The 23,969-nt window shown below is 63.4% G+C and carries 22 protein-coding genes; 13 read left to right on the forward strand and 9 right to left on the reverse strand.

Translation table 11 applies throughout. The features are described 5' to 3' along the window. The first annotated feature begins 9 nt into the window (after nucleotides 1-9). Complete coding sequence (locus CLV47_RS10230; protein WP_106348926.1) at nucleotides 10-1,038, forward strand: zinc-binding dehydrogenase; 1,029 nt, start codon at nucleotides 10-12, stop codon at nucleotides 1,036-1,038. Nucleotides 1,039-1,263: 225 nt separating this feature from the next. Here the strand turns inward: CLV47_RS10230 and trhA are convergent, their stop codons facing one another. Continuing rightward, nucleotides 1,264-2,043: a PAQR family membrane homeostasis protein TrhA gene (gene trhA, locus CLV47_RS10235; RefSeq protein ID WP_106348927.1), complete on the reverse strand. Its 780-nt coding sequence runs from the start codon at nucleotides 2,041-2,043 to the stop codon at nucleotides 1,264-1,266. Nucleotides 2,044-2,260: 217 nt separating this feature from the next. Here trhA and CLV47_RS10240 point away from each other — a divergent pair, with 217 nt between their 5' ends. The 6 genes from CLV47_RS10240 to tuf all read left to right on the forward strand — a co-directional run bounded on the left by CLV47_RS10240 (nucleotide 2,261) and on the right by tuf (nucleotide 8,252). Next, on the forward strand, nucleotides 2,261-3,088 hold the full coding sequence (locus tag CLV47_RS10240; RefSeq protein ID WP_238145312.1) for an isoprenyl transferase: 828 nt from the start codon (nucleotides 2,261-2,263) through the stop codon (nucleotides 3,086-3,088). A gap of 19 nt (nucleotides 3,089-3,107) precedes the next feature. Next, nucleotides 3,108-3,506: a hypothetical protein gene (locus tag CLV47_RS10245; RefSeq protein WP_106348928.1), complete on the forward strand. Its 399-nt coding sequence runs from the start codon at nucleotides 3,108-3,110 to the stop codon at nucleotides 3,504-3,506. Between the two features lie 426 nt (nucleotides 3,507-3,932). Continuing rightward, entirely contained in the window at nucleotides 3,933-4,307 is a 375-nt protein-coding gene (gene rpsL / locus CLV47_RS10250) for a 30S ribosomal protein S12 (protein ID WP_106348929.1), read from the forward strand. Next, entirely contained in the window at nucleotides 4,307-4,780 is a 474-nt protein-coding gene (rpsG, locus tag CLV47_RS10255; RefSeq protein ID WP_106348930.1) for a 30S ribosomal protein S7, read from the forward strand. Before rpsL ends, rpsG begins: the two co-directional genes overlap by 1 nt. A gap of 71 nt (nucleotides 4,781-4,851) precedes the next feature. Continuing rightward, nucleotides 4,852-6,945, forward strand: a complete 2,094-nt coding sequence (fusA, locus tag CLV47_RS10260; protein WP_106348931.1) for an elongation factor G — start codon at nucleotides 4,852-4,854, stop codon at nucleotides 6,943-6,945. A 110-nt stretch (nucleotides 6,946-7,055) separates the two neighbouring features. After that, nucleotides 7,056-8,252: an elongation factor Tu gene (gene tuf, locus CLV47_RS10265; protein ID WP_106348932.1), complete on the forward strand. Its 1,197-nt coding sequence runs from the start codon at nucleotides 7,056-7,058 to the stop codon at nucleotides 8,250-8,252. 67 nt (nucleotides 8,253-8,319) lie between these two features. On the opposite strand, the gene CLV47_RS10270 is transcribed toward tuf, so the two are convergent. Further along, the gene (locus tag CLV47_RS10270) at nucleotides 8,320-9,108 is read right to left on the reverse strand and encodes a helix-turn-helix domain-containing protein (RefSeq protein WP_238145313.1); all 789 of its coding nucleotides are present in this window, start codon (nucleotides 9,106-9,108) and stop codon (nucleotides 8,320-8,322) included. Next, a complete protein-coding gene (locus CLV47_RS10275) occupies nucleotides 9,105-10,598 on the reverse strand; it encodes an MFS transporter (RefSeq protein WP_202862502.1) in 1,494 nt (497 codons plus the stop codon). Before CLV47_RS10275 ends, CLV47_RS10270 begins: the two co-directional genes overlap by 4 nt. 161 nt (nucleotides 10,599-10,759) lie before the next feature. On the opposite strand from CLV47_RS10275, the gene CLV47_RS10280 reads away from it, so the two are divergent. Then, nucleotides 10,760-11,131 carry a nuclear transport factor 2 family protein gene (locus CLV47_RS10280; RefSeq protein ID WP_106348935.1) on the forward strand — a complete coding sequence of 124 codons (372 nt, stop codon included), beginning with the start codon at nucleotides 10,760-10,762 and terminating at the stop codon, nucleotides 11,129-11,131. Nucleotides 11,132-11,212: 81 nt separating this feature from the next. On the opposite strand, the gene CLV47_RS10285 is transcribed toward CLV47_RS10280, so the two are convergent. Further along, entirely contained in the window at nucleotides 11,213-11,773 is a 561-nt protein-coding gene (locus tag CLV47_RS10285) for an HdeD family acid-resistance protein (protein WP_202862503.1), read from the reverse strand. A gap of 61 nt (nucleotides 11,774-11,834) precedes the next feature. Beyond that, complete coding sequence (locus CLV47_RS10290; protein ID WP_106348936.1) at nucleotides 11,835-12,821, reverse strand: diaminopimelate dehydrogenase; 987 nt, start codon at nucleotides 12,819-12,821, stop codon at nucleotides 11,835-11,837. 170 nt (nucleotides 12,822-12,991) lie between these two features. Between CLV47_RS10290 and CLV47_RS10295 the strand changes: the two genes are divergently transcribed. Next, on the forward strand, nucleotides 12,992-13,795 hold the full coding sequence (locus CLV47_RS10295) for an enoyl-CoA hydratase/isomerase family protein (RefSeq protein WP_106348937.1): 804 nt from the start codon (nucleotides 12,992-12,994) through the stop codon (nucleotides 13,793-13,795). Nucleotide 13,796: 1 nt separating this feature from the next. On the opposite strand, the gene CLV47_RS10300 is transcribed toward CLV47_RS10295, so the two are convergent. Continuing rightward, nucleotides 13,797-14,558: an SDR family oxidoreductase gene (locus tag CLV47_RS10300; protein WP_106348938.1), complete on the reverse strand. Its 762-nt coding sequence runs from the start codon at nucleotides 14,556-14,558 to the stop codon at nucleotides 13,797-13,799. A 429-nt stretch (nucleotides 14,559-14,987) separates the two neighbouring features. Between CLV47_RS10300 and CLV47_RS10305 the strand changes: the two genes are divergently transcribed. The 4 genes from CLV47_RS10305 to atpF all read left to right on the forward strand — a co-directional run bounded on the left by CLV47_RS10305 (nucleotide 14,988) and on the right by atpF (nucleotide 16,998). Further along, nucleotides 14,988-15,386: an ATP synthase subunit I gene (locus CLV47_RS10305; protein ID WP_106348939.1), complete on the forward strand. Its 399-nt coding sequence runs from the start codon at nucleotides 14,988-14,990 to the stop codon at nucleotides 15,384-15,386. Then, nucleotides 15,383-16,123, forward strand: coding sequence for a F0F1 ATP synthase subunit A (atpB, locus tag CLV47_RS10310; RefSeq protein WP_106348940.1), 741 nt, complete (start codon nucleotides 15,383-15,385; stop codon nucleotides 16,121-16,123). The genes CLV47_RS10305 and atpB overlap by 4 nt, the downstream gene beginning before the upstream one ends. Before the next feature lie 63 nt (nucleotides 16,124-16,186). Then, nucleotides 16,187-16,447, forward strand: coding sequence for a F0F1 ATP synthase subunit C (locus CLV47_RS10315; protein WP_106348941.1), 261 nt, complete (start codon nucleotides 16,187-16,189; stop codon nucleotides 16,445-16,447). Between the two features lie 14 nt (nucleotides 16,448-16,461). Further along, nucleotides 16,462-16,998 (forward strand): F0F1 ATP synthase subunit B, encoded by a 537-nt coding sequence (atpF, locus tag CLV47_RS10320; protein ID WP_106348942.1) that lies wholly within the window; start codon nucleotides 16,462-16,464, stop codon nucleotides 16,996-16,998. A gap of 24 nt (nucleotides 16,999-17,022) precedes the next feature. Here the strand turns inward: atpF and CLV47_RS10325 are convergent, their stop codons facing one another. From CLV47_RS10325 to CLV47_RS10335, 3 genes are all read right to left on the reverse strand, one after another. Continuing rightward, a complete protein-coding gene (locus tag CLV47_RS10325; protein WP_106348943.1) occupies nucleotides 17,023-18,876 on the reverse strand; it encodes a glycoside hydrolase family 15 protein in 1,854 nt (617 codons plus the stop codon). Beyond that, a complete protein-coding gene (locus CLV47_RS10330) occupies nucleotides 18,876-21,089 on the reverse strand; it encodes an MMPL family transporter (RefSeq protein WP_106348944.1) in 2,214 nt (737 codons plus the stop codon). Before CLV47_RS10330 ends, CLV47_RS10325 begins: the two co-directional genes overlap by 1 nt. Nucleotides 21,090-21,186: 97 nt before the next feature. Continuing rightward, entirely contained in the window at nucleotides 21,187-23,940 is a 2,754-nt protein-coding gene (locus CLV47_RS10335; RefSeq protein ID WP_106348945.1) for an ATP-binding protein, read from the reverse strand. Between the last annotated feature and the right edge of the window lie 29 nt (nucleotides 23,941-23,969).

Genomic DNA, 23,969 nt, shown 5'->3' on the forward strand with positions numbered 1-23,969 from the left:
GCTGGCAATATGCGAGCCGCGAGATATGAAGGTCCAGGCAATATCCGAGTCGCGGACGTTGTGCCGCCGAAGATCGAAGACGACACCGACGTGCTGGTGCGTGTGACGAACGCCGCGGTCGGCGTGCCCGACATGTGGGCCTATCGCGGTTTCGGCGGTTACGAGCCGGGCGCGGGCATCGGGCAGGAGTTCGTCGGCGTCGTACACGAGGTCGGCAAGGACGTGCGCCGAGTACGGGTGGGCGACTTGGTTGTCTCGCCGAGCACGTGGTCGTGCGGACGGTGCGACTATTGCCGCGCCGGATTGCAAACTTCCTGCGGCGAGGGCGGTTACTACGGCGAGCCGGGCAGTTACGGCGCGCAAGGAGAGTTTGTCCGGGTGCCGTTGGCCGACGGCACGCTGGTGGTGGCGCCCAACTCGATGCTCGGTGACGAGATGAGGCTGCTGCCGCTCGCTGCGGCCCTGCCGGCAGGACATCATGCTGCACTCGCCGCGAAGGTTGCCCACGCGCGCACCGTCACGATCGTCGGAGACGGTGCCTATGGGCTCAGCGCCGTACTCATGGCACGTCGACTCGGCGCCACCGATGTCCTCGTGGTGGGGCACCACGAGGATCGCCTGGAGGTCGCGTCGGAGTTCGGCGCGTCGGCGGTTGTGCTGTCGCGTGATATCGGCGAGGCGTCCGAAAAGGTCATGTCGCTCACGGGCGGCGTTGACAGCGTGATCGAGGCGGTCGGGGAGCAAAGTGCGCTCGATCTTGCGCTCGCGGTGGTTAAGGACGGCGGAGCGATCGGCTACGTCGGCGTACCGCATGCCGTAGACGGTCTTGACCTCGGTGTTCTGTATGGCCATAACGTCAGTCTTGCCGGCGGCATCGCTCCGGCCCGCGCGTATCTGCCGATGCTGCTGCAGGAAGTAGTCGACGGCAAGCTCGACGCCGACGCGATCCTAGATCTGACGGTCGGTATCGAGGAGGTCGCGGACGGCTACGCGATGATGGACGACCGACTCGCGATCAAGGCACACGTTCAGTTCTAGCCGGCGAACCGTCCTGTCGGGCACGGCTCGTCTGAGAATTTCGCGCATCGATCGTACATATGTGTCATTTGGCAGCAAGATTTCGCCCGCCGTGCTGCGGAACGACACATGTGTGGGCGGCTGCGGCATCGTAGGGAACAACGAAGCGGGACTCGCCTCTCGTTCACTTCCCGCGGATCACGGGCTTACTTCCCGCGGATCACGGGCCCAGTTCCCGCGGATCGTCTAGCCGGCAAACGGCGAGTTATAGACCACGAAGAAGATCGCGATGTAATGGCTGATCGCGGCCAGGATCGTGAACGCGTGGAAGACCTCGTGGTAGCCGAAGTAACCGGCTTTGATGTTGGGCCAGTGGGTGGCGTAGAAGACCGCGCCCACGCTGTACAGCAGACCACCGAAGAGCATCAGGACGAGCGCGGCAACACCACCGTTGACCGATATCGGCTGTACGACGAAGATCGCGGTCCAGCCCACCGCGATGTAGATGGGTACGCCGACCCACCGCGGCGAGGTCGGCCAGGCCAACTTCAGTGCTATTCCGGCGAAACACCCGCTCCACGCGACGCCGAGAACCCACCACCGGGTTGCACCGCTTAGCGCAAGCAGGCCGAACGGAGTGTAGGTACCGGCGATGAAGAGGAAGATCATGCAGTGATCCATCCGCTTCATGACCTTCCAGCCACGTGTCGTCCATCGGCGCCGGTGATAGAGGGCAGACGTACCGAACATCGCGCACATGAACAGGCAGTAGACCGAGGTTGCGAGTGCCGCGCGTCCGCTTTCGACAGCCGCCAGAGGGATCAATACCGCAGCCTGTAGGACCGCCGAGATGAATGCGGCCAAATGTAGGTAGCCGCGCAGCCGTGGCCGGGTGTCAAGTGGCTCGTAGTCCGGATCGTCGGCGGCGAGACTGAGCTCGGCGTCGATGATCTGTGCGAAGCGTGCTTCTTCCGTGAGCGCGTCAACCGTGCCCTGGTGGCCCGGGACTTCTGCTGTGTCGGTCATCGCATCCCCCTCTCGCGGTTAGTGCCGGTCTGTCTCGAGTCGGCCCACTGCGGTGGCTCTTGCCAGGTGCGGATTGCGGTCAAGTGTCGCTCATTTCAGTGAGAGCATGCTGAGAACAGTCTGTGGACGGGATGCTGGACCGCACGTTGGTATGGGCACTGCGTTAACGAGCGCGGGTTGCCACTCGTTCCATGGGCGCCTTGCTAAAGTCCGGGACGTGGGTAAAGCAAGCGCGACCGGGCGGCGGCTGATGACTAAGGGCCGCAAGCAACTCAAGCGCATGCTGACACCGGCCCTGTATACGGCGTACGAGAGCCGCGTGCTGGCCGACCTCGCGGAGGCGAGCAAACCGCGACACGTCGGAGTCATCATCGACGGGAATCGACGCTGGGCTCGTGAGATGGGCTTCGAAACCGTGCGCGGACATCGCGCGGGCGGCGAGAAGCTTGACGACCTGATCCGCTGGAGCGACGAGCTCGGCGTAGAGGTCGTCACGATCTGGCTGCTGTCAACGGACAACCTCACGTCGCGCGCGCCAGAGGAGCTCACCCCGCTGCTCGACATCATCGTCGGGGTCGCGCGCAGCCTGAGCGCCCCGGACCGCGATTGGCAGGTGCACCTCATGGGCGCGCTGGACCTACTTCCGGTGGACATTGCGTCGGCATTACGGCGTTCCCAGGAGCAGACCGTCGACAAGACCGGCATCACCGTCAACATCGCGGTCGGGTACGGCGGACGCCACGAGATCGTCGAGGCCGTCCGGTCCGCGCTGCGCGAGGCCGATCAGCTGGGCCGGTCGCTGACCGAAGTCGCCGCGCAGATCAACCTCGAGGACATCGCCAATCACCTCTATACCAAGGGCCAGCCCGATCCGGACCTGATCATCCGCACCTCGGGCGAACAGCGGCTCGGCGGATTCCTACTGTGGCAGACCGCCAACGCCGAGTTCTACTTTTCAGACGTCTACTGGCCGGACTTTCGTCGCGTCGACTTCTTACGCGCGATTCGCGAATACGCGCAACGTAACCGGCGGTTCGGCGCCTAGCGCGATATATCCTGCCCGCATGAGCCAGCCGCCGGACATGACCGCCAACAGCGAAGAAGTGCTGCCTACCCACTGGCCGTCGGCATGGTCGAGTCTTCGCGGGCGGATCGCTGTCTCGGCGGTGTTTCCGGTGGTGACGTGTGCGGTTGCCGTGGTCATCATGGTGTTCACCGGCGTACTCGTGGAGGTCTGGTGGATCGCCGCGCTGCCGCTGCTGCTGCTGATCGGTCCACTGACCTTGCCCGCCCGCACTCGGGCGGCAATGCAGTCGGCGTACGAAAAGCACGAGCTTCAGGTCACGACGGCCCAGGTCGGTCTCGTCGTGCGCACTCCCCGCAAACGTCGCGGAGTGCGCCCGGACGCAACAGTGGTGCCGGGTCGCGACGGGGGATACGCGGTCACTTATTACCTGAACTGAGTGTCATGCGCGTTGTACTATTTGGGTACGCCGGGCACCCGGTGTACGACGTAGCGACCCGGATCACTTGATTGAGTGACCCCTGGCTTTGACGTCACATGCGCACGACCGGTAGAGTTGACGATTGTGCTTACGCCGAACGGCGCATGTACGCAGACCTAATGCGCTCGCCGTCCTTCGGTGCGCCCACGGCCTCCGCCCACTACCCCAGTAGTAAGCGAGTCCGTCGGCCGCAACTCTCACCTTTCGTGAAACGCGGTTGTACGGTCTGCGACACGCCCGGGTGCGGGGGTCGACCGACGCGTCGGCCGCTCACCACGCGCGGCCAGGTGCAGCCAGAGTTTCACACATCAGCAAATAAACAGAGCAACTGCGCAGGACAACAATGCCGGCGTGATGCGAGTTTGAGGGAGACGAAGAGGTCGTATGCCTACGATCCAGCAGCTGGTCCGCAAGGGCCGCCAGGACAAGATCGAGAAGTCAAATACGCCAGCGCTAAAGGCAAGCCCGCAGCGCCGTGGCGTGTGCACTCGCGTGTACACCACGACCCCTAAGAAGCCCAACTCCGCGCTGCGCAAGGTCGCCCGCGTAAAGCTCTCTAGTGGCATTGAGGTCACTGCGTACATCCCCGGCGTCGGCCACAACCTGCAGGAGCACTCGATCGTGCTCGTGCGCGGTGGTCGAGTGAAGGACCTTCCGGGCGTGCGTTACAAGATCATTCGCGGTTCGCTCGACACGCAGGGTGTCCGCGGCCGCAAGCAGGCTCGTTCGAAGTACGGCGCCAAGAAGGAGAAGAGCTAATGCCTCGTAAAGGCCCAGCACCTCGCCGCCCGGTCATCAATGATCCGGTCTACGGCTCACCGGTTGTCACCTCGTTGATCAACAAGGTGCTTATGTCCGGTAAGCGCTCTACTGCCGAGCGCATCGTGTACGGCGCCCTCGAAGGTGCGCGTGAGAAGAGCGATGGCAACGATCCAGTCATCACCCTGAAGCGCGCGCTGGACAACGTCAAGCCGGCCCTTGAGGTCAAGAGCCGCCGCGTCGGCGGTGCGACGTACCAGGTGCCGATCGAGGTTAAGCCCGGCCGTGCGAGCACGTTGGCACTTCGCTGGCTGATCATGTACAGCCGTCAGCGTCGCGAGAAGACGATGACCGAGCGCCTGACCAACGAGATCCTGGACGCGTCCAATGGCCTTGGTGCCAGCGTGAAGCGTCGCGAAGACATGCACAAGATGGCCGAGAGCAACAAGGCGTTCGCGCACTACCGCTGGTAGTCCGCACGACGCCTGGGTGAGTGCGCCCGGCTTGTTTACGAACCAGAGACGATTGAGAGAGAAGACGCCAAGTGGCCAGCAATGACCTATCGAAGGTCCGCAACATCGGCATCATGGCCCACATCGACGCCGGCAAGACCACGACGACCGAGCGCATCCTTTTCTACACCGGTATCACTTACAAGATCGGTGAGGTCCATGAGGGTGCTGCCACCATGGACTGGATGGAGCAGGAGCAAGAGCGTGGAATTACCATCACGTCGGCTGCTACCAAATGCCACTGGCACGATCACACCATCCAGATCATCGACACGCCCGGCCACGTCGACTTCACCGTTGAGGTAGAGCGCTCACTGCGCGTCCTCGACGGCGCGATCGCCGTGTACGACGGTGTCGCCGGTGTCGAGTCGCAGACCGAAAACGTCTGGCGGCAGGCGGACAAGTACCACGTGCCGCGGATGTGTTTCGTCAACAAGCTCGATCGCACGGGTGCGGACTTCTTCCGCTGCGTCCAGATGATGATCGACCGGCTCGGTGCGACACCCCTCGTGCTGCAGTTGCCGATCGGCGCCGAAGCCGACTTCATCGGCGTTGTCGACCTCATTCAGATGAAGGCCCTCACCTGGCGTGGCGAGACCACGATCGGCGAGGACTACACGATCGAGGACATCCCCGCGGACATGGTCGACCAGGCCAACGAATACCGCGAGAAGCTCATCGAGACGCTGGGCGAAAATGACGACCTCGTCATGGAGAAGTACATCGGCGGCGAAGAGATCAGCAACGACGAGCTCAAGGCCGGCATCCGCCGCGCGACGCTCGCCAGCAAGCTCAACCCCGTGCAGTGTGGGACGGCGTTCAAGAACAAGGGCATCCAGCCGTTGCTCGACAACGTCATCGCCTACCTGCCGAGCCCGCTCGACGTCGGCGCCGTACACGGCACCCTCACCGATGGTGAGACTCCGGCGACGCGTGAACCCGCGGAAAGCGAGCCGTTCGCCGGCCTCGCGTTCAAGGTGCAGACCGATACACACCTGGGCAAGCTGACTTACGTGCGCATCTACTCGGGCGTCGTCAACGCCGGCTCCCAGGTCGTCAACTCGACCAAGGACCGCAAAGAGCGCATCGGCAAGATCTACCAGATGCACGCCAACAAGCGCGAAGAGCGCGCGTCGGCGGGTGCTGGCGAGATCATCGCGGTCGCGGGTCTGAAGCAGACAACGACTGGCGAGACGCTGTGCGATCCGGCCAACCCGATCGTGCTCGAAGCGATGACCTTCCCGGACACCGTTATCTCGGTTGCGATCGAGCCCAAGACGAAGTCCGACCAGGAGAAGCTGGGCGTGGCGATCCAGAAGCTCGCCGAGGAAGACCCGACATTCAAGGTCGAGCTCGACGAAGAGTCCGGCCAGACGATCATCTCCGGCATGGGCGAGCTGCACCTCGAGGTGCTAGTCGACCGGATGCGTCGGGAGTTCAACGTCGAGGCCAACGTCGGCAAGCCACAGGTCGCCTACCGTGAAGCGATCAAGAAGGTCGTCGAGCGACTGGACTACACGCACAAGAAGCAGACCGGTGGTTCGGGTCAGTTCGCGAAGATCCAGCTGCGTGTCGAGCCGTTGCCCCGCAGCGACGACGCCGCGACCTACGAATTCGCCAACGAGGTCACCGGTGGCCGCGTGCCGAAGGAATACATTCCCTCGGTCGATGCCGGTGCTCAGGCGGCGGTGCAGTACGGCGTACTGGCCGGCTTCCCGGTTGTCGGTGTCAAGGTGACGCTGGTCGATGGTCAGTACCACGACGTCGACTCATCCGAAATGGCGTTCAAGATCGCCGGCACCATGGCGATGCGCGAAGCGCTGCGCCAGGCCGGTGCGGTTATCCTTGAGCCGATCATGGCCGTCGAAGTCGTCACGCCTGAAGACTTCATGGGTGATGTCATCGGTGACATCAACTCGCGTCGCGGTGTCATCCAGGCTATGGACGAGCGCAGTGGTTCGCGCGTCGTGCGCGGCCAGGTTCCGCTGTCGGAGATGTTCGGATACGTCGGGGACTTGCGTTCCCGCACGCAGGGCCGAGCAAGTTACAGCATGGTTTTCGACTCGTACGCCGAAGTTCCGGCGAACGTGGCGAAGGAAATTATCGCGAAGGCGACAGGCGAGTAGTTTCCACACGGTCCGGTGCGCCAGAAGCGCACCAGATCAGCAATACTTAGCAAGTTCCAAAGAAATCGGCACGTCAGAACGGCGTACCTTACGTCCTGAGGAGGACACCAGTGGCGAAGGCCAAGTTCGAGCGGACTAAGCCGCACGTAAACATCGGCACCATCGGTCACGTCGACCATGGCAAGACGACGCTCACCGCAGCTATTACGCGGGTTCTGGCGGAAAAGTACCCCGACCTCAACTCGGCAGCGGCGTTCGACGAGATCGACAATGCTCCTGAAGAGAAGCAGCGCGGTATCACGATCAACGTGTCGCACCAGGAGTACCAGACCGAGAAGCGTCACTACGCACACGTCGATGCTCCCGGCCACGCCGACTACATCAAGAACATGATCACTGGCGCGGCTCAGATGGACGGCGCGATCCTCGTGGTCTCCGGCACCGATGGCCCGATGCCGCAGACCAAGGAGCACGTCCTCCTCGCGCGTCAGGTTGGTGTTCCGTACATCGTTGTCGCTCTCAACAAGTGCGACTCGCCCGACGTTGACGACGAGATCCTTGAGCTTGTCGAGCTCGAGGTCCGCGAACTGCTGTCGCAGTACGAGTTCCCGGGCGACGACGCGCCGGTCATCAAGGTCTCGGGTCTCAAGGCACTCGAGGGCGATCCCGAGTGGAGCGCCAAGGTGCTCGAGCTCATGGACGCCGTCGACGAGTTCGTTCCGGACCCGGTCCGCGACACCGACAAGCCGTTCCTGATGCCGATCGAGGACGTCTTCACGATCACCGGTCGTGGCACCGTCGTCACCGGTCGTATCGAGCGCGGCAAGATCAACGTCAACGAGGAAATCGAGCTCGTTGGTATCCGCGAGAAGTCGCAGAAGACCACCGTCACCGGTGTCGAGATGTTCCGCAAGCTTCTTGACTACGGCGAGGCTGGCGACAACGTCGGCCTGCTTCTTCGTGGCACCAAGCGCGAAGATGTAGAGCGCGGCATGGTTGTCTGCAAGCCGGGTTCGATCACCCCGCACACGGACTTCGAAGCCAATGTCTACATCCTGTCGAAGGACGAGGGTGGCCGTCACACGCCGTTCTTCAACAACTACCGCCCGCAGTTCTACTTCCGCACCACGGACGTGACCGGCGTCGTTACCCTTCCTGAGGGCACCGAAATGGTCATGCCTGGCGACAACACTGAGATGAGCGTCAAGCTCATCCAGCCGATCGCTATGGAAGAGGGCCTGCGCATGGCTATCCGCGAGGGTGGCCGCACGGTTGGCGCTGGCCGCGTCACCAAGATCATCGCCTAGTCTTTCGCTAGGTCTGACAGAAGGCCCCGTTCCCGTTCACCGGGAGCGGGGCCTTCTGCTTGTCATTTCAACGCCGCAGGTACGCCGCGGTGTCTTCGTCTGCGGGGAAGAACGACTCGATCGCGAGCTCGGACAGCGTGATGTCCACCGCCGTACCGAACGTCGCGATAATTGCTAGGAACGACAGCTGTCGATCGTCGACGCGCAGGATGAACGGTACGTGGATGCCGCCCGGCACGCCGGGTCCGTCGCACGGGTCGTCGCACGGGTAGTCGCGCAGTTCGTCGTACAGTGCCAGCATCTCAAGGTCCGCTCGTGCCTCGGCGCTGCGACGCAGCCCGCCCAGCACGTGCGCCCGCCATTGACCGTGGTTGACGATATGCGGCGCCAAGCCGTCCGGATGCAATGTCAGTCGCAGCGCGTTGATCTGTCCTTCGAGCAGATGCGGCGACGCGACCCGTGTCAGTAAATCGACGCTGGCGTTGACGTCGACGACGTTCCACATCCGATCGACCGCAAGAGCAGGGTACGGCTCATGTGCCTGGAGCACTTCACGGACCGCACCGCGGGCAGCAGCCATCTCCGGAGCGTCGAGGGCGTGTTCGGCGTACGCCGGGGCGTAGCCGCCAGCCAGCAGCAGATGGTTGCGGTCGCGTAGCGGCACGCCCAGGAACTCGGACAGCTTCAAGATCATCTCGCTACTCGGTTTCGATCGGCCGGTCTCGACGAAGCTCAGGTGTCGGGTCGAGATGCCGGACTCGATGGATAGGTCGAGCTGGCTGATCCGCCGACGTTGCCGCCATTCCTTGATCAGCGCCCCGACGGGCTTGGGGCCATCCAGGAGGTCTGTCGTCACACTGTGCTCGATTGATTGGGGTTCCATTGATTGGGCACTTCCGTCCGATCGTGCGGCAGCAGCTGAACCAGTACGACGAGCGCTGCGTTGACCGCAACTAGAAAGTACAGCGCCGCACCGAAACCGTCACCGATCCGCGCTGAATGTCCGGCGCCGGCCGGCACGCCGTAGAAGAGAATGCCGACGATCGCGACACCTACCGCGCCACCGACCTGCATGACGGTGGTGAGCATCCCCGACGCGGCGCCGGCGTGCGCCGGGGACACGCGCGCGAGTACGACGGTGGCTAATGGCGAGATGACGAGCCCCATCCCCGCGCCAACTGCCGCTAGCGCTGGCGAAAGTGCCCACAGCGACCGCACATCGCCGTACGTCATCAGCAGCGTCAGATGCCCAACGACGAGGAGCGCGCCTCCGAGTGCCACGGTCTGCCGCCCGAGAACCCCGGCGATACGGCCGGCCAGCGACGAGGTGAGGAGATAACCGATACCGATCGCGCTGAACAGCATGCCGGACTCGAGCGCGGTGAAACCATGCCCGTCCTGCACGAACAGCGCAAAAACGAAGAAGAACGAGGCGAGGCCGCAGTTGAACGCGAGCTGTGCGCTCAGTCCCACGCTGAGGGAACGGACCCGAAACATCGCCGGATCGAGTAGTGGGTGACCGCCGCGGCGCGCAAGACGTCTTTCGTACCAGACGAACTCGGCGATCAACGCTACCGCCGCCGCGAAGCTTAACCACGTCCACGTCGGCCAGGCCTGCGATTGGCCCTGGACCAGCGGGAGGACGATCGCAAACAGCGCCGCACTGGACAGTACGACGCCGACAATGTCGAGCCGGGACTGACCGGTGCGCGGTGCGTCAGGTACGTGCCGGCGGAGCTGGACAAGGGCCATCGCGCCGATCGGCACGTTGATCAGGAAGCATGCCCGCCAACCGAGTCCGACCAGATCGGCCTGAATAAGCAGGCCGCCGATCAGTTGGCCGAAGACGGCGGCGATGCCCATCGTGAGCCCGTACGCGGTGAACCCGCGGACCCGGGCATTTCCCGTGAACGAGGCTTGGATGATGACGAGCACCTGCGGCATCATCAGCGCTGCTCCCGCGCCCTGTACGACGCGTCCAGCGACCAGGAGGCCGGCCGTGGGCGCCAGTCCGCAGGCCGCAGAGGCAAGAGTGAAGACTGCCAGCCCGATCCCGTACGCACGCCGACGACCGACCAGGTCACCAAGCCGGCCGCCGGTGATGACCAGCGAGGCAATCGCCAGCGCAAATCCGGCTACAATCCATTGGATTGTAGCCGCGTTGGTGTGCAGATCCCGCTGCACAGAAGGGATCGCCACGTTGATGATGAAGAAGTCAAGGATGCTCATGAACGTTCCCGCGAGCACGACAAGCAGAGTGCCCCATCGCGCGCGCCCGGAAGGGAGCTGTTCTACGGGGTCGTTAGCGGTCTGACTCAGTCCCGAGATGGGAGTAGCGGTAGTCACGGCGGTCTCCTTCTGGCCTTGCGTGTGTCACAAGACTTTCCGTTAGGAATTGAGCCGTGTCGATTACGTCAGAGGTAATCGACAGGCCGCTAACGGCAGGGGAGTCTCGTTGCTACGCCCCGCCGTACGGTCGGCGGGATCGCCGCTAAAGGAGCAGCAACATGAGCAATATCCAGGATCTCGTCGACGACTACATCGCGATGTGGAACGAGACCGACCCGACTGCCCGGGCGCGTCTGGCCGAGCAGGTGTGGGAGCCAGAAGCGTCGTACGTCGACCCGATGGCCGAGGCGAATGGCCGCGAGACGATCGACGCGACAATCGGCGCTGTGCAGGGACAGTTCCCTGGAATGTCCTTCGCACTGGCCGGTGAGGTCGACGCGCATCACAACCTCGCCCGGTTTAACTGGCAACTGGGTACCGCGCAAGTGCCCGACATGGTCGTCGGTTTTGACGTCGCGGTCATTTCGGACGGCGGCAAGCTACAGGCAGTGCACGGGTTCTTGGACAAGGTGCCCGCCGAGCTTGGCTAGTCACGTGCCGTGCGTCTGCATCATCACCCGGGGTTCTCCTTGTGCCACCTGCACGGAGGCACAAGGAGAAACCGTTGTTGACTAGAACCGCGCGCGGTCGTTCGCGACGCGACGAAGGAAAATCCCGAGCACTATCAGCAGGATCCCTTCGATAATCGTGAAGGTGGCCAGCAGCCACAGAAGGCTGAGGAGTCCGGCCCCCGGCACGAACACCATGATGAGCCCGAAGACTACGGTGATGATTCCGCAAATGAGCCAGAGATACCAGTGCTTCATGGTCTTCTTGGCCCGCATGGCGAGAGCGATCTGGGAGGCTCCGAGCAAGATCGCCCAGAAGCCGATCAAAAACACCATCGCAAGGGCAGTCGGGCCGGGCCAGATGATCGCGACGAGGCCCGCGAGGATGGATATCACCGCGCTGACGATTCCCCAGGTCGAACGCTCGACCCTGTCGGTGAACCAGTGCGCCACACCGATGATGCCGTCGATCAACGCGAAGATGCCGAACAGCCACACGATCACGAGAACCGTCGACTTGGGCCAAACCGCGACCATGACGCCGAAGATGATGGCGAGGACGCCGCGGATGATCATCATCCATGACACGCGGCTGGTCGCCTTCGCGATGAGTGTTTCGGACATCCGGAGCCCCCCGTGTGATTAAGTGTTCTTGCAGCCTATCGGGTCTTTTCGGATTGGGATACTAGAGAAGCTCCGCGCGCAGTTGCGCGGCCGACCGCGGTGACAATAAGCCCGGCGGTACGTCGAAGACGGTCTTGGCGCCATACTGACCCTGCGCGCCCATCCGATGCACCGCTCGCGCGTAGGCCACCAGGACGCTGGCGGTGAACTCAGGGTTGCTGCCGAGCTGTAAGCCGAACTCGATCGTCTGGCGTTTGCCGTGCGAGGTCGATCCGCTCCGAATGACGGTTCCGCCGTGCGGCATATCGGCGTGATCGCGGCGTAGCTCGTCGTCGGAAATGAAGCTAACGGTCGTGTTGTAGTCGGCGAAATAGTGCGGCATCGTTACGATCGCGGCGCGCACCGCATCGGCGTCGGCACCATCTTGCAGTACGACGTAGCACTCACGAGTGTGCTTCTGCTGGGTGGTGAGGGGCGGGCGCAGCCCGCTGCGCACGCTGTCGATCGCCTCGTCGGAAGGGATTGTGTATTGCACTCCGCCGGCGACACCGGGCACTCGCCGGATCGCGTCGGAGTGACCTTGGCTCAGGCCGCGGCCCCAGAATGTATAGGTGTCTCCTTCGGGCAGGAGGGATTCGCCCATCACGCGGTTAATCGAGAACAACCCGGGATCCCATCCGGTGGAGATCAGCGCGGTCGTGCTGGCCTCGTGCGCGGCGCCATCCACGGCCGCGAAGTACTCCGGGATGCGCGCGTGGGTATCGAAGCTGTCGACGATATTGAACCGGGCCGCGAGTTCCGGACCCTGCTGGGGAAGGTCTTCTTTCGAGCCGCCGCACAACACAAGTACGTCGATTGAATCGTGATGCTCAGTTAGTGCGTCGTATGCGAACACGGTCGTGTCGGCTCGCGCGGGGTTGAGTTCGGCGGGGTTACGCCGAGTAAATACGCCCATGAGCGCCATATCGGCGTTGTGGGAGACGGCGGCCTCCACTCCACGCCCGAGATTTCCGTAGCCGACGATGCCGATCCTGATTGGCGTACCCATGAGGTGCGATCCATTCTTCGTTGTGTAGGAATCGCCCATCCTAGGCGGTGCGCAAGTCAGTTGACCGGTCGCGGCCCGTCCGCGTACGTTGCGACGTAGGGCAACTTCGCCCTCGCGGCGGGCGATACCGGGGTCCATCGTCGTACTGTCGCTAGACGGAGGATTAACTTATGGATTACGCAGGTAAGTATGAGCACATGTTGTTCGAGCTGCATGACGACGGCGTCCTTCTGATCACGCTGAACCGGCCCGAGCGCTACAACGCAACAAACGAGGCGTTGCATCGAGATCTCGGGCTGATCTGGCGTGACATCGACGACGACCCGGACGTGCGAGTCGCGGTGGTCACCGGCGCCGGCAAGGCGTTCTCGGCCGGCGGCGACATGGAAATGCTTGAGCGGATGACCGTGGACCCCGAGAAACTCGCGATACAACTCGACGAGGCGTCCGCGATCGTCTACAACATGATCAACTGCAACAAGCCGATCATCTCGGCGATCAACGGGGTCGCTGTGGGCGCCGGGCTCACCGTCGCTCTCATGGCTGACATCAGCATTATTGCCGAGGAAGCCCGCCTTACCGATGGACATCTTCGGCTCGGTGTCGGTGCAGGCGACCACGCGGTCATTATCTGGCCGCTGCTGTGCGGGATGGCGAAGGCGAAGTACTACCTGCTGACGGCCGATTTCATCGACGGCCCGGAAGCTGAGCGGATCGGGTTGGTCAGTCGCTGCGTTCCGGGTGCAGTGCTCATGGATACCGCGATGGAAGTCGCGCAAAAACTCGCCAAGGGCCCGCAGCACGCGACGCGTTGGACGAAGCGCACGCTCAACAACTGGTTACGCACGGCCGGCCCGGCGTTCGATGCCTCGGTGGCACTGGAGATGCTTGCGTTCCTAGGGGAGGATGCAAAGGAAGGCGTCAATGCCCTACAGGAGAAGCGCTCGCCGACCTTTCCCAGCGCCGCAGGCTGAGTCAGCGGCCGCCGGCGACTCGTAGCACGGCTCCGGTCGTGTACGACGCTTCGTCGGACATCAGCCAGGCCACGGCATTGGCGATTTCTTCGGGCTGCCCGGCGCGGCCGAGGGGTGTACCGGACCCGACCCGCTCCGCCTTGTCCGGCTGCCCGCCGGCGGCGTGAATATCTGTATAGACCGCGCCAGGGGCGACCGCGTTGACCCGGATGCCTTCCTGGCCGAGCTCTTTGGACAGGCCCACTGTGGCGGCATCAACGGCCGCCTTGGAGGCAGCGTAGTGCACATACTCGTTCGGACCGCCGATCGTCGCGGCACCGGAGGAGATATTGACGATGTTGCCACCGTTGCCGCCAAGCGAGATCGACATCTCGCGGGCGGCGTACTTGCAGCAGAGAAACAGACCGACGCAGTTCACATCGAATACCGCTTGGATGTCCTCGGACTTCTGGTCGGTGATCTTGCCGAGCCAGCCGGTGATCCCCGCATTGTTGACCAGCCCGGTTACCCTGCCGAACTGCTTCTTAGCGGCTTCGAAGGCGGCGACGATGTCTGCCTCGACCGCCATGTCGGCCTGGAGGGCGAGGCATTCCTGCCCTGCCTTTCGCACGTCATTACTGACCTCGGCGGCCGCGACGGTATTGCTTTGGTATGTGATCACGATGTTGTGTCCGGCTTTCGCTAGCTTACGAGCGATCGCGGCACCGATGCCGCGGCTCCCGCCCGTGATGATCGTGACTGGGACAGATTCTACGGAGTTCATACCGCAAGCATTTCACAGTCTTGCTGGCAGACATCGCGGCACTCATCGCCTTTCTATTACATCGAATATATACATGCGATATGGGTGTTAAGAGCGGACCGAATACAATGTTGTGTCCGGCCGTCACGAGGATTAACGTGGGAGTAGCCCGTCGGTTTTTGCGGCACGAAGAGACAGAACTCTAAGGATTTAGCCGCCGCAGGGCCGACTACCTGGGTGAAGAGCGTATTTGGCCCATAGGAGTTGCCCGTGATCGGTCTTGAGCGATTGTATTGACCTTGTGTAGCAATTCGATTCTATGGCGAGTAGTAATAGAAGTACGTCGTATTCGCCGGGCTGCCATTCTTGAGCCCGACTTAAAGAATACGTAAATTCAATTCCATAAGATATCGAAGCGGCACATGCCGCTGGATGTAGCGGGGAGGGCGCATGGAGTCGGACGTCTACCCGCCAGTATCTGCACCAGATAACCTGCGCCGATCGGCGATCGTGAGTGCCGTGCTCGGCGTTGTTGGCGTGGTGCTGTTGTCATTCGCTGGGCATCCGGTTATGGGGGTATTCGGAGTTCTTGGATTGGCGCTGGGTGCTGCCAACAACTGGCTACTTCAGCGCTCCGTGGCCGCCTACGCGGCCGAGGGGGTTAGCAAGAAGCGGTTTCGTGGTGGGGTGATGGTCCGTCTCGGTGGCATCACGCTCGTCGCGTTTGCGATCGGTCTACTCATCCGGCCAGATGGCCTGAGTATCTTTGTCGGCCTTGCGGTCTTCCAACTCGTCATGCTCATCGGTGCCGCCGTGCCGGTCTTTCGCAGTCTGCGCCCCCCGCCATGAATGGCGCCGGTATTGCGCACGTAGAGGCGATCAACGTCGAGGTTGGTCAGCACATCGTCTGGCATGTCTTCGGCGTGGCGCTCAACGTCGACACCATCCTGGGCACTTTGGTTGCCGGACTCGTTATCGTCTTGTTCGGTGTGCTTCTGCGGCTCAGGTTAAGCGTCCGGAAGCCGTCCGGGGTCCAACTGTTCTTCGAGACGGTCACGAGTCAGATCGAGAACCAGGTCGAGAGCACTCTGGGCATCCGTACGGCGCCCTTTGTGGTGCCGCTCGCCGCGGCGTTGTTCCTGTTCATCCTCATCGCCAACTGGCTGGCGATCATCCCGACGGGACATCATCCCGAGTACATGCCACCGCCGGCGTCCGACGTCAACCTCACCTACGCTTTAGCGCTGCTTGTGATTGTCTGGATGCATATCACCGGCGTACGAAGGCAAGGGTTCAAAGGCTACTACGGCCATTTGTTCAAGCCGTCCGTGGCGATGTTCCCGATTAACCTGGTCGAAGAGCTCGCCAAGCCGCTCACGTTGTCACTTCGATTGTTCGGCAACATCTTTTCCGGCGTAATCATGGTCTCCCTGATTGCCCTTTTCCCGGCGTATATTCTCTGGGCGCCGGAGCTCATCTGGAAGCTGTTCGACATGTTCATCGGCCTCATCCAGGCGTTCATCTTTGCATTGCTGACGATTATCTACTTCAGTTCGGTGCGGCCGGACCAGGAGAGTGCGCATTGATGACATCACACATCCGTTCACGCTCACGCATTCGTAGTTCGGACCTTCCGGAAAAGGGGAGACATGGCAATAGAAATCACCACTAAGTCGATTGAGCTGGCAGGTGGTCTCATCGGCGGGGGGCTCGCGCTTGGTGGCGGCGCGATCGGCGCCGCGATCGGTGACGGCCTTGCTGGTAGCGCGCTGGTATCGGGCGTGGCTCGGCAGCCCGAAGCGCAGAGCCGGCTGCAGACCCTCTTCTTCCTTACCGTCGGTTTGGTCGAGGCGATGTATTTCATCAATCTCGCCTTCGCGGTGCTGTTCGTCTTCGTCTTGGCGAAGTAGGGGTCTGTACTGCTATGCATCAGCATGTACTGGCCTCGAGCAACTTTCTGCTTCCCAACTGGACGTTCGTCGTCGAGCTTCTCGCCTTCCTGCTCATACTCCTGGTGCTGCATCGATACATCGTCCCGCCGGTCCAGAAGGCGATGCGTGAACGCCAGGAAATCATCCGCCAGCAGATGGAGGACAGCGACAAAGCGAAGGAGCTGCTGCAGTCTGCCGAAGACCAGTTCAAAAGTGCGCTCACCGATGCGCGCGCACAGGCCGAACGGATCAAGGTCGACGCGCGCGCTGAGGCCCTGCGTATCGCCGCCGATGTACGCGCTGAAGCGGAGGCGCAGTCCGACCGGATCATCGCACGCGGCGAGGAGTTCCTCGCTCGGCAGCGTGACATCGTCGAGCGCGAGCTACGGGACAAGATCGGTGCTCTCGCTGTGGAGCTTGCCGGGAAGATCATGGAGCAGCGTCTGACCGAAGACTCCCAGGTACGCGGGACGGTCGACACGTTCCTGGCCGATCTCGAACACAGCAACGCCTCGGTGCCGAGCTCGTGATGGATGGCGCGGCGGCATGAGTGTTTAGCCCAGATCGAGGAGCCGGGCCCGCTCGTCAACGGAGAGCGTCGTCCATGGTTGGTCGCCGAGCCGGGCATCGAGCCCGAGTGCAGCGTTGATAAGCGCCAGATGGCTGAAGGCCTGTGGGAAATTGCCGAGTTGCTCGCCGGTAAGACCGACTTCTTCGCCGTACAGGCCAAGGTGATTGGCGTATGTGAACATCTTCTCGAAGATCAGTCGTGCCTGCTCCAGCCTGCCGGAGCGAGTCAGCGCATCGACGTACCAGAACGTGCAGATGGAGAATGTCCCTTCGCTGCCGCGAAGGCCATCTGGTGACGCGGACGGGTCGTAGCGGTAGACGAGGCTATCGGAAACCAGCTCGGCACCGATCGCGTCCAAGGTGCTCAGCCAGGAGGGGTCGTGTGGGGAGATGAATCCTGACGACGGCATGAGCAGAAGCGATGCATCCAGAACTGTTGTGTTGTAATGCTGCACGAACGCGCAGCGGTCGGGACTCCAACCCCGGTCCATGATCTGGTGATAGACCGCGTCCCGTTCCCGGGTCCATCGGGTCACGTCGCCTGGCCAGCCGTGCCTGACTGCTATTCGAATGGCACGGTCGAACGCGACCCAGCACATGAGACGACTGTAGGTATGGTCTTGTGCGCCACCGCGAGTCTCCCAAATGCCCTCGTCGGGCTGATCCCAGTGATCGGCTAACCAATCGGCGATGCCCGTGATTCCGCTCCAGTCGGCGTTGGTGAGAGCGCCGCCAGCACGATCGGCGAGGGCGAGGCAGTCCAGTACTTCGCCGTAGATGTCCAGTTGCAACTGGTGCGCGGCGCCGTTGCCGAGACGGACGGGCCGAGAGTCTCGATAGCCCGCCAGGTGGTCGAGCTCCTCTTCGACGAGATCGGACGAGCCGTCCACGCGGTACATGATCTTCAGCGGCACCGGCCCGTCCTGTCCGCTGCGGACGCGGTCTGCGACCCAGCTGGCGAATGTCTGTGCTTCCTCCATATATCCAAGCCCGAGCAGCGCCCGCACGGAAAGCGAGGCGTCTCGGATCCAGGTGTAGCGGTAGTCCCAATTGCGCTCGCCACCAAGCTGCTCGGGAAGTCCCGCGGTTGGCGCGGCGACCAGGCCACCTGTCGGCGCGTAGGTCATTAGCTTGAGCGTTATCGCGGATCTGCTGACCTGTTCTCGCCATCGGCCCCGATAGCTGGACTTGTTTACCCAGGAACGCCAGAACGCTCCGGTGGTCTCCAGCGACTCGGCGACATAGCGTGGGTCGAGTGGGCGTGGACGTCCGCCCGAGGCTGACTCGAGGATCATGCCGCGTGGCTCGCCGACGTCCATGTCGCACTCGCACCGCACCCCGCCCCCGTGGCGGTTCAGCGGGAGGCCGGTGTGCAGGGTCAGCGATAGCTCGCCGGAGCGGAAAACGGCGCCCGTCGCACCGAGTTCGACGTCGTGACTAAGTCGGTCGAAGTCGAAGCGGGGCTGGCAGTCGAAGACGAAGCGCATGTGCCCGCGGACGACTCGAACGACCCGCACCAGTTGGTGGTTGGCGCTGACGCGATTCGGGTTCGAGATTGGCATGAAGTCGATGACCTCGCCGACGCCGTCCGCAGACATGAACCGGGTGAGCAGAATTGCGGTATCGGGCAGGTACAGCTGCTTGGCGACGTAGTTGTCGTTCGCGGGGGCTATGCGGAAGTAGCCACCGCGATCGCGATCAAGGAGGGAAGCGAAAACGCTCGGCGAGTCAAAGCGCGGACAGCAGTACCAGTCGATCTCGCCGTTGGTCGAGACGAGAGCCGCCGTCTGGAGATCACCGATCAACCCGTGATCGGCTATTGGTGGAAAATGGGACATCAGCCGACGCTTGTCACCGGCGCGGGTGGCTCCTTCTCTGGCGAGGGTGCCGGGTTTTGCGGAAGGGTCTCGGTACCGCTTCCTTCGATATCGATGTGTGGCGTTATCCGGTCCAGCCAACGCGGCATCCACCAGGCCCACTTACCGAGCAGCGCCATGACCGCCGGAACGAGGATCATCCGGATGATGCTGGCATCGATTAGGACCGCCGCGGCCATACCGACCGCGAGCATCTTCACCGTCGGGTCGGTGCTGAGCACGAAGCTGAGGAATACCACAACCATGATGGCGGCGGCGGTGGTGATGACACGCGCCGTGCTGCCGATTCCGATAGCCACGCTTCGGTGTGCATCTTTGCTTTGCATCCACGCCTCATGCACCCGCGACATGAGAAAGACTTCGTAGTCCATGGACAAGCCGAACACGATTGCGAACATCAGCATCGGCACGAATGCGGGTATCGGCAGACTCTCGTGGATACCGATCAGCTCGGATCCCCACTGCCACTGGAAAATGGCGACTACAACGCCGTACGCGGCGCCAACTGAGATCAGGTTTAGTAGTCCGGCCTTGGTCGCGATCACCACAGAGCGGAACGCGACTGTGAGTAGGACGAAGGCAAGTAGTACGACGGCGAGGATCAGCCACACCATGCGTTTCGAGGTTTGCTCGGTGAAGTCCACGTAGCCGGCGGTGGTACCAACCACGTAGGTCCTGGCATGAAATGAGGGTAATACCGAGTCGCGCAGATTATCGACCAGCGCCGAAGTCGCGGCATCCTGCGGGGAGGTGGTTGGGACGACGTTCAGCACCGCCGTCGTACCGGCGTCGTTGACCGACGGCGGGGTGACTGATGCGACACCGGATGTTTTGGCGAGCGAGGACTGGACATTCGTAAGCAGCGTCTGATTGTCCTGCTGGGACTGCGAGGGTAGTGAGACGACCACGGTGAGCGGTCCGTTAGCGCCTGGCCCGAACCCCTCGGAGACTAGGTCGTAGGCCCGCCGGGAGCTCTGTGTAGTCGGGTTTGTGCCTGCGTCGAGTTGCCCCAGTCGCATCGCGAATAAGGGGATCGCGAGGATGCAGAGCACAATCGCGGCAGCGATCGCCCAGGGCCACGGCCGTCCACTGACCATCTTGCCCCATCGCGCGAAGGCGCTGTGCTCGTGCGCGGCCTCGTCGGCCGACCGGGCGCGTCGGCGCTTGCCGAGGGCGCGGACGTTTCCTTTGGTCACGCCCATGAAGGCGGGGGTGAGGGTCAACGCGGCGAGGATGGTGACGGCGACGACGATGGCTGCGGCGAGTCCCATCGCGCCGATGAACGGCACGCCGGAGACGTACAACCCCAGGATCGCGACGACAACGGTTCCGCCGGCAACGACGACGGCCCCACCGGAGGTACTGGTTGCGTTGCCGGCCGAGTCGTTCACGTCCATGCCGTGGTCGACATTCTCCCGGTGCCGCGCGACCAGGAATAGGCCGTAGTCGATCGCGACCCCCAAGCCGAGCAGCGTCGCGACTGTAGGTGCGGTGGTGGGAAAGTTGGTGGCCGCCGCGAGAAGGCCGACCAGCGACAACCCGGCCAGGACGCTGAAGACTGCGGAGATCAGCGGGATGAGCGCCGCGGCGATGGACCAGAACATGAAGAACAGCAACAACAGAGCGCAGACCAATCCGATGATCTCGGACTTTGTGTCGTCCGTCTGTTGCCCGATCTGTCCGGCGCCGGCGCCGTATTCCACCTGGAGCCCGGCAGCACGCGCGGGGGCGATTGCTGTGTCGAGCTTTTTGAGGTAGTCCTTTTCGAGCGACGCGGGCGCGACGTTCCAGGACACCGCGCCGCTGGCGATCGTGCCGTCTTGAGACACCCGGGGCGGGCTACTGGTGAGTGGGTTGGTCGCGGCGATCACGTCTGGCAACTTGGCCACGTTAGCCATCGCCGTGTCGATCGAGGCGGCCTGGTCCGCCAGAGAACCTGTCTTTGCATGGAACACGATTTGCCCGGCGTATCCGCCCTGCGTGGGGAAGTCTTTCTGAAGTAGGTCGAGACCTTGTGACGACTCGCTGCCTGGCACGGTGTAGTTGTTGTAAAACTCTCCGCCATAAGCGCTCCGCAACCCGACTAGCGCGCCCAGAATGATGAGCCAGGCGACGAACACGACCCAGTGGCGGCGGGCCGAGAAACGCCCCACTCGCTCCAGAAAATCGTGCATCGTGGACCCCCGTCCGTGAGCGTGCTCCCGCGGCTCAGCATGGTCGCTGGCCGAGAGAGTTGTCCCTAGGGGAAATCCCTAGTCCTCGCATGACGCGTCACGGATTCGGTTGCGATCGATTGTCGACGACGGATCGCAGCTGCCGGCGAGAAGTGATGCCGAGCTTAGGGAAGATGTTGCCGAGGTGGTACTCGACGCCTTTGACGCTGAGGTACAAGTCGGCGGCCACCTCCCGGTTTGTCGCGCCGTTGGCGACCAGGCGGGCCACGACCTGCTCGCGTGGAGTCAGCGCATCCAGCCGCGGCGCCGCATGCGGTACCCCGTCCGAGTCTGCTCCGCAGGTCCGGAGAGCGACGTCGCAGGCGTCTTGGAGTCGGGTCGCGCCCAGCAGATGCAGCTTCTCGCGGGCGGCCCGGAGAGGGGTGGCGGCTGCTGCGAACTGGCCAGTCTCGATGAGGAGTCGGCCGAAGTCCAGCGCAAGCAGCGCTTCAGCGAAGGTCGCGGGAGTGTCTTGCATATGCGCCATTTCCGCGGCGAACGCATCACGTGCCGCCGTCCTGTCGCCCCGGCGCTGCAAGGCGAGGGCGTACAGCCGCACGCGGTCGGCCCTATGAGCCCCGCCCCACGGTGCGCGCGGTGCCTGGTCGAGTAGCCCCAGCGCCTCGCCGACCTTGTCCTGGCCGATCCACGCTTCGGCGAGTCGATATCGCCAGAGCACGAGATTGGGATAGTCAGCGGCAGATTTGCCGATCGCCTCGTGCAACGGCCGCAGCGCCACGCTCACGGCCGGCCAGTCCCGCAGCGCCCACGCTCGGTGCGCCTCTGCTAGCGCGGCGTAGGCCAGGCCTTCCGCGACCGGCCCTGCACCGGCGGTTCGTCGCGCGGCGTCGGCGTGGACGGTGGCGTATCCGTCGGCGCCGCGTGCCGCGTACAAGTGCGCAGCGACCGAATGCGTGTACGACAGGTACCACCCGTAGTCGAGATCCTCGGCCAAGGACAGAGCGAGCTCGATGTGGGTTGCGGCCGCGTCCCAGGCCCCGGATCGAAACTCTGCCTCGGCGAGTGATGCGTAGACCAGCGAAATGTCGGTGACTGGATGACCGTTGCGGACCCACCCCTCGACCGCGTGAAGGTCCGCGAGCGCGCCCGGCAGGTCACCTGACCAGTTTCGGACCACGCCGCGTACGGCGCGCAACTCAGTCTCGAACGCCATCGGCCGCGCGTTCTCGGGCGCTAGATTCACCAGCATGGCCAGCGACTGACTGAATCGGCCGAGCCGCGCGTAGCTCCACGCAAGTGCCTGACGGGTCAGACTGTCCGCGATCATCGCGCGGTCGGGCACCGTCCGCGCACGCCGTGCCCATGCGATGGTCTGCTCGTCGTCGCCGAGCGTCGCGTAGAGATACGCGAGCGCCGATGCGGCGCGGGCGTAGAGGTCCGGATCCGCGTCCGGCGATGTTTGTTCGATCACCGCGCGCAGTTCGGTCACAGCCCAGTCAAGTCCGCCGTTTGGGGTGTTCAGCAGAGCGGTGACGTAGCGGCGGTACGCACTAGCCGGGCGGGCACGCACCTGTTCGGCGTACGCGTCCGCAGCGTGCACCTCGCCTGCGACTAGCAGTATTTCGACTGCTCGATACAGACACAGGTCCGCTGCCGTGGGATCCGGTTCGACCCGACAGGCGAGGGCGAGATATTTGGCGGCGCTCGACAGTGCGCCGTCCGCGAGTTCGTGCGCCGCCGCAGCGCGCAGTTGTGCGGCCAGTCGCGCATCCACACCGCCCGTCGCGGCGACTCGATGCCGAAACGAGGATGGGCTCTCGAATAGCCCGGCCGCCGCGCGATGCAGCGCTCGGCGCTGCGGCCCGGATAGGTTGTCGTAGGTCGCCACCCGCATCAGCGGGTGCACAAAGCCAATCTCGGTGCCGCTCGGCCCATCAGTGATGAGCAGCAAACCGGCCCCGGCCGCTTCCTCCGCCGCAGCGAGCGGATTATCGGCAGCGCAGATTAGCGCGGCTACGCGCAGCGGTGGCCGACCGCCGAGCACCGCGGCGGCGGCGACCAGTGACTGTGCTGACGGAGATAGCCGACCCACCCGGGTGAGCACGCTGGACGCGTACGAGCGCGGCGCCGGCAGTTCGAGGGCACCACTTTGCAACGCGCCGGCCGGCAACTCCGCTAGCAGCTCCGAGATATACAGGGGATTTCCGGCAGTATGGGCGCGCAGCCGTTCGCCGTCGTGTGGAACCAGCGCCTGTCCGTGGGCGGCGGCGAGCTCACCCACCTCGACGCTGTCGAGCCCGCCGACCTGGATCAACCGGGTAAGCTCGCCATCTGCCAGGGTCCGCCGCCAGCCATCGCCAAAGCGGCCAAGTGCGTCTGGACGTGCAGCCAGTACTACCAAAATCTCGTCGCGCCGCAGGCGCCGTACGGCAAACAGCAATGCCCGCGCCGAGGCCGCATCCGCCCAGTGCAGATCGTCGACCACGAGAACCACCGGTGCCTGCTGTTCGAGCATGCCAATCGTGGCGAGAAGGTCGGCACCGACGGCAAGGCTGTCAACTCCCGAGGCAGCGGTCCGTGTTTCGGTGACGGAGGGTGGCAGCGCCGCCCATAACTGCTCGATCACCCCGAACTCGAGCCCGATTTCGCCCTCGTCGCCACTGGCCCAGAGCGAGCGCACGTTGGTTGAGCCGCTGAGGAATCGTCGCACCAGAGCCGTCTTGCCGACCCCGGCGCTGCCCTCCACTAGGACGATGGCCGGCTGGCCGCGCCGTGCACGGTTCAGCGCGTCGTCTAGGACCCGCAACTCGCCCTGGCGACCGACGAAATCCGCTGTGCCAGTATCCCCCACTCGCCACCCCGCGTCGGCGTTAGTAATCG

The sequence above is a fragment of the Antricoccus suffuscus genome (genome assembly GCF_003003235.1).
Classification (GTDB): domain Bacteria; phylum Actinomycetota; class Actinomycetes; order Mycobacteriales; family Antricoccaceae; genus Antricoccus; species Antricoccus suffuscus.